5 protein-coding genes and 2 tRNA genes are annotated in these 6,282 nt (G+C 62.3%); 5 read left to right on the forward strand and 2 right to left on the reverse strand.

Annotated elements, in window-relative coordinates; all coding sequences use genetic code 11:
- Positions 1-898: xylulokinase (gene xylB, locus H5U38_15650; protein ID MBC7188460.1), on the reverse strand; the 898-nt coding region annotated here is incomplete at its 3' end.
- 33 nt (positions 899-931) lie between these two features.
- Positions 932-2,488, reverse strand: coding sequence for a metallophosphoesterase (locus H5U38_15655; protein ID MBC7188461.1), 1,557 nt, complete (start codon positions 2,486-2,488; stop codon positions 932-934).
- Between the two features lie 369 nt (positions 2,489-2,857).
- Here H5U38_15655 and H5U38_15660 point away from each other — a divergent pair.
- The 5 genes from H5U38_15660 (at position 2,858) to H5U38_15680 (ending at position 6,074) form a co-directional block, all read left to right on the forward strand.
- Positions 2,858-2,931 (forward strand) — tRNA-His (locus H5U38_15660).
- 68 nt (positions 2,932-2,999) lie between these two features.
- Positions 3,000-3,071 (forward strand) — tRNA-Glu (locus tag H5U38_15665).
- A 320-nt stretch (positions 3,072-3,391) separates the two neighbouring features.
- Entirely contained in the window at positions 3,392-4,600 is a 1,209-nt protein-coding gene (locus tag H5U38_15670) for a galactokinase (GenBank protein ID MBC7188462.1), read from the forward strand.
- On the forward strand, positions 4,593-5,540 hold the full coding sequence (rbsK, locus tag H5U38_15675) for a ribokinase (GenBank protein MBC7188463.1): 948 nt from the start codon (positions 4,593-4,595) through the stop codon (positions 5,538-5,540). The genes H5U38_15670 and rbsK overlap by 8 nt, the downstream gene beginning before the upstream one ends.
- A 6-nt stretch (positions 5,541-5,546) precedes the next feature.
- Entirely contained in the window at positions 5,547-6,074 is a 528-nt protein-coding gene (locus tag H5U38_15680; GenBank protein MBC7188464.1) for a DUF2179 domain-containing protein, read from the forward strand.
- The last annotated feature ends 208 nt before the right edge of the window (positions 6,075-6,282 follow it).

The raw sequence follows: 6,282 nt of genomic DNA on the forward strand, positions 1-6,282 counted from the left end.
AGAGCATTACCCCCATCATGTGCCATTTGCCCGGAACGGCGTGGCAGAAGGTGTGCAATCGCCCTTGCGGGTCCATTTCCGGCTTGTCCGCGAAGGCAAACACCACCCCGGAGGTGCCGAGCGTCGAGGAGATGATGCCCTTGCTCACCACGCCGGTACCGACTGCTCCTGCAGCCTGATCGCCACCTCCTCCCACCACCGGCGTCCCTTCGCGCAGGCCGGTCTGCTCCGCGGCGACGCGGCTCACCTTGGCCGTCGCCACCGGCGACTCGGCACATTCCGGCAAAAACTCGCGCGGGATGTCCAGTATCTCCAGCAGCTCTTTGGACCACGTCCGGTTTTTGACGTCAAAGAGAAGCGTTCCGGAGGCATCCGAGACCTCGGTGGCAAAGGTGCCGGTGAGGCGGAACCGCACATAGTCCTTGGGCAGGAGAATGGTGCGCACCCGTTCGTAGTGCTGCGGCTCGTTCTTGCGCAGCCAGAGGATCTTGGGGGCAGTGAAGCCGGTGAGCGCAGGATTGCAAGCTAACTCCATGAGGCGCGCCGCGCCCACGCGCGAGGTGATCTCCTGACACTCCTCTCCGGTGCGCTGGTCGTTCCACAAAATGGCCGGGCGGATGACTTGGTGGCCTTCGTCCAGGAAGACGGCACCGTGCATCTGTCCGGAAAGCCCGATGCCGGCAATCTGCCCGGCAGCACCTGGCACCTTGGCCAAGACGGCTCTTATGCTCGCACACACCGCCCGCCACCAGTCTTCCGGGTCTTGTTCAGACCAATTGGGACGTGGCGTGTACAAAGGGTATTCTTCTGTTGCCGAGGCCACCACGGTCCCGTCTTCCTGAATGAGTAGGGTCTTGGTCCCGGTGGTGCCGACGTCGATCCCCAGCAGGTATGCCATACGTTCCCTCCTCTGTTGCGGTTTTGCCGAGTCTCAATCGCGTTTCGCGGGCAGGAGGTGAATGACGGTGAGCTCCGGTCGGCAAAACAGGCGAAAGGGGACGAGGGCGTTCCCAATGCCCCTGTTCACGTACAGCTTGGTATGGCCAAAGGAGAACAGGCCTGCTGCATAGCGCCTGCCGATCTTGGTCTGGCTGAACAGGGCGCCAACTCCCGGCAGGCGAACCTGCCCTCCGTGAGTGTGGCCGGCAAGGACAAGGTCAATGCCCAAATCCTCCGCCGGGTGTACCATGTCAGGGGAGTGGGCCAAGAGCAGCCGAAAGCTCCCCTCAGGGATGCCTCTTGTTGCCGCCCGTATCCCCTCCCGTTCCAAGGCAAAGTCCAGCCACCCCTCTGGATCTGGGCCTTTGCCGCAGAACGATTCGCTCAGCAGGACGCTGTCGCGAGAGATGTCCACCACGCGCAGGTCGGCAAAGCGGCGGGTGCCATGGCCGTGGCTCCACAGCCCCACTGTCCCGTGAGAGAGGCGCGCCTGCGAGGTGTCGACAAGGAGCAATTGCCAGCTCATTGGCTCAGGACTACCTTCTTCCCACACCTTGGCGCTGACCTTCGTGCAATTGGCCATCGATTGTGCCCTGATGCGAAACCAGTACCAGCGCTCCGCCTCCGCGGAGAGTGCCAGGTCGACGGGGGGCACAGGCGAGCCGTGCGCGTCCAGGCGAAACCCAGGCAACCCCTCGCGCCAGCGCAGGCGGTAGAAGCGGTCTTCGCCACTGCCAAAGCCGGAGTAGACAGTGACCCCCATGCCGGCCTCCCCAGAGCCGGAGTAGCTCATGGCGCCGGTACACTCGTAGTCTTGCCAAAGTGCGCTTCCGGGTCCCACAAAATGCGAATAGGCGTTGTCCGTAGAAAACCCTGCCTGGAGAATACATCTCTCGCCGCTCCGGGCAGTGGTAAAGTCAGCATAGAGGGCAGGGTGGAAGGAGAAAAAGTCCGCGCCGAGCACATAGAGCGAACTCCCGCCGAGGTCGACACGCTGGTGTTGGTTGCAGAGCACGGTGGCACCAGTGGCGCGCAGCGCATCCAGGACGGTGTTGTTGAGTTCCTTTTGCGCCACCAGTTCATTGTTACCCCGCACGATGAAAAGGCCGTGCCTTGGACGCAGCAAGGAGGTAAACTCGCGCACGGCAGCCAGGGCCGGCTTCAACTGAGCCGAGCGTTCCTTGGCTATCCAGTGCGAGGAGCCAATGAGGTCCCCAGTGATGACGACGAGGTCCGGCGCAAAGCTATTTGCCCGCGCTGCCACCCTCCGGTGAAAGTCGGCAAGAGTGTGCAGGTGAAGATCGGAAAGTTGCACGATGGTGATTGGCTTTGAGCCAGGCGGCAGCTTTTCCGTTTGGAGGGAGAGGTGCGTAACCTGTAGGCGGGAAGGCTCGATCCAGCGGGCGTAGGCGAGGAGCGCTGCCAGCAGAAAAACGCCCAAAAGGGGGATGAGGCGGATCCAATTCCGGACGCGAGGGGCCTTCAGGAGGCGTTTGGGCCTCCTCGAGGCTGGCCCAAGGATCCGTTCTTTTGCCGTCCGCGAACTCATACCGACTCGTGCGTTCTTCTTCCGCTGCGTACCTGCTTGGCAGCAAATTTACACACAAAGGCCGAAAGAGGCAATCTATTTTTGCGCGTGAACCACCCGATTGTGAGGGGATGATGGCCAGCGCAGAGAATGCACCGCATTCGGCGCAAGGGTTGGGGGGAGTGCAATGCCTTCATGCATTGCAGGGTGGGGCAACCCCTCGCCCCCTCCGCGGCCTGGGGCCGCGTGGCGCCGCATAAAGGTGGCGCATTCCCGACGTCGGACAGGCATTCCCCCTCTTCTCGCCCTCCGGGTGCAACCGGTTTTCCTCTTGTTTTGCTGGGGGAAATTTCATATATTTTGCCGCCTCAAGAACGAGGCGGCGCGATGGTGAGCGTAGCTCAGCTGGATAGAGCACTAGGCTGTGGCCCTGGTGGTCGCGGGTTCGAATCCCGTCGCTCACCCTACCGCTTGGGCAAGGCGCGCCGGCGCGACAAGCACACACGCCTGTCCGCCTCCGTTGCCACGACACGTCCCCTTCGTCTAGTGGTTAGGACTCAGGATTTTCGATCCTGCAACAGGGGTTCGACTCCCCTAGGGGACGCTCACTTCGACGGGCGAGAAAGCCCCGTGTGCGGCACGGTCTCTCGCCCGTTTTCCTTATCGGCAAGCACAGAACAGTCCCAAGCCGACAGGGGCACGAGGCCGCGAGCGCAGATGTTCTGCCGACCTCGACTCTACGCGACCACGTAGGGGCAAGCCAGAGCGGCCGAACGACTCGCGGATCCTTTCGCGCCAATCTTCAGGCCCAATGCGTGGGGAAGGCGTTCGTTTCTTCTTTTCTTGGCCCAGCCAGGGTATGGCGCAATGAGCGCTCAACCAGGCACATCACCCGCAAGCGGACAGGAACGACCGGAGAGATTCTTGACGACTTTGTGCGAACTCAACGAGCTGCGCGAAAAGTTCAGCTCGCTTTTCGGTGACCAGCCGGAAGTGTTGGTGCGTGCCGCCGGGCGTGTCAACCTCATCGGCGAGCACACCGACTACAACGACGGCTTTGTCTTGCCGGCGGCCATCGACCGCCATATCTGCCTGTTGGCGCGGCGGCGGCCAGGCCGCATCGTGCGTGCCTACGCTGCCGAGTTCAACGATCTCGCCACTTTCCCGGTACATGCGATCCCGGAGGAGCAGCACGGGCACTGGACGGTCTACCTGCGGGGTGTCATCCAGCTTCTGCAACAGCAGGGTGTGGAAATCGATGGTTTCGATGTGCTCATCGCTGCCACGCTGCCGCGGGCTTCGGGACTCAGCTCCTCCGCAGCTCTTGAGGTCGGTACGGCCTCGCTCATTCAGGCGCTTTTCCCGTTTGTCATGGACGAATTGCAGCTCATCAAACTTGTGCAACAGGCCGAGCACCAGTTTGCCGGCACCAAGTGCGGCATCATGGACATGTTCGTCTGCCGGCTGGGCCGCCAGGCGCACGCCCTCTTTTTGGACTGCCGCTCGTTGGAGTACCGCGTGGTTCCCTTAGCGCTGGACGAGGTGGCTTTGGTCATTTGCGACACCAAGAAGAAGCGCGGCCTGGCGACCTCTGCCTACAACGAACGGCGCGCACAGTGCGAAGAGGGGGTGCGCCTGTTGCGGCAGTGGCTACCAGGCATCAGTGCCCTGCGCGATGTGAGCCTTGAGCAGTTTGCTCCCCTCGCCGACCGCCTCCCGCCGGTCGTGCGGCGCCGCTGCGAGCACGTCGTGGCCGAGAACGCTCGTGTGTTAGAGGCAGTAAGTGCCTTGGAAAGGGGCGACCTCGCCCATTTTGGCAGGCTGATGCAGGCATCGCACGCCAGCCTGCGCGACCTGTACGAGGTGAGCTGCCCGGAGCTCGACACGCTGGTGGAAAGCGCGCTGGCGGTAGATGGTACGCTGGGGGCGCGGCTCACCGGGGCAGGTTTCGGCGGCTGCACCGTCAATCTCGTGCGGCGAGATGCACTCGAGGAGTTCAAGGAGAGAGTGGGCACGGACTATGTCCGACGCTTTGGACAAGAGCCGGGCATCCTCGTCTGTAGTGCCGCCGATGGCGTACAGGTGCAATGGCTGTCCCCGCCAGCTTGTTCGGACAGGACTTCGAATGGCTAACTCGCACCCCCAGAGAATTGTGGTTGTCGGCAGTTCGAATACCGATCTTGTGGTTCGCTGCCAGAGAGCGCCGGCGCCGGGCGAGACGGTGCTCGGGGGCGAGTTTTTCACTGCTGCAGGAGGCAAAGGCGCCAACCAGGCGGTTGCTGCGGCCCGGCTGGGCGCTGAGGTCTGGTTCGTGGCGAAAGTGGGAGACGATGCCTTTGGGCAGCAGGCGCTCGCCGGGTTGCAAGCCGAGGGCGTGCACTGCGACTTTGTGACCGTTGACCCTCGACACCCCTCAGGTGTGGCGCTCATTGTGGTGGAAGAACAGGGCCAGAATCGCATCGTAGTGGCCCCCGGGGCGAACGACCACTTGACGCCGGATGATGTGCAGGCAGCCGCCGGGGTGATACGCGACGCCGGCGCCCTGCTGGTGCAATTGGAGACGCCCTTGGAGACCGTGCGTCATGCGGTAGGCCTGGCCGCCGAGCATAGCGTGACGGTCATCCTCAATCCCGCACCGGGAAGACCGTTGCCAGGTGAGCTGCTGCGCTCGGTGGGGCTCATCACGCCCAATGAGAGCGAAGCAGAGCTCCTCACCGGCGTCAGGCCCCAGGATGACCGGACAAGGCGCGAGGTGGCCGCACTCCTGCACAAAGAGGGCGTGGGCAAGGTCATCATCACCCTGGGTGCCGAAGGGGCGTTTGTGTCTGAGGGGAGCGAGGCCAATCTCATCCCCGGGTTTCCGGTAAAGGCGGTGGACACGACCGCTGCCGGCGACGCGTTTAACGGCGCTTTGGCGGTTGCTCTCGTGCAGGGCCGGGAGCTTGGCGAAGCGGTTCACTATGCCAACGCGGCCGCAGCATTGGCGGTGCAGAAACTGGGTGCGCAACCTTCGTTGCCAACTGCAGGAGAGGTGGATTCATTCCTTACGCAAGTTCGGGGCAGGATCGTCTGAGAGAGGATGGACATGAGCCTTTTTCTCAACGCGGCGATGATCTTCGTGTTCCGCATTATCGACGTGAGCCTGGGCACTATCCGCATGATCTTCATCATCCAGGGGCGGCGCATCGTGGCGTCGCTCATTGGCTTTGTAGAGGTTACCATCTTCCTGGTGGCCATTTCCAAGGCCATCGCCGGCATGCACAACGTGGTGAGCGTCATCGCCTACTCTGGGGGATTTGCTTGCGGCACCCTCCTTGGCATTACTATCGAGCACAAACTCGCCTTGGGGTGGTCACATATCCGGGTTATCTCCCAGCGCTATGCTCGAGAAATCGCCTCTGCCCTGCGGCAAGCGGGATTTGGCGTGACGGTGGTGCCCGGCGAAGGGATGAAGGGGCCGGTGGAGCTGGTCTACACTACGGTGCGTCGCAAGCAGACCAGGCAGGTAATCAAGATGGTGGAAAGCATCGACCGCGAGGCGTTCATAACCCTGCATGATTCACGGCACATCTTCCGCGGCCACGTGGCTCCTAACCTGAAGAAGTGAGGCACCTTTTTGGCGACGTGAGCCGGGAGGAGTTGAATACTCGCAAACTTATGCGCACCACGGGCAGAAGAGCATGAAAGCGAAGCGCCTCCGAAGACGACACTGGCACGACACGTTCGCCCTTTGGGCACGGAGACTGCGCACGGTCTCGGCAGGAGCCATCATCATTTTTCTCATTTGCTACCTGCTTGGGGCTTTCGCCCACATC

The organism is Calditrichota bacterium, from assembly GCA_014359355.1.
GTDB lineage: Bacteria > Zhuqueibacterota > Zhuqueibacteria > JANLFK01 > Oleimicrobiaceae > Oleimicrobium.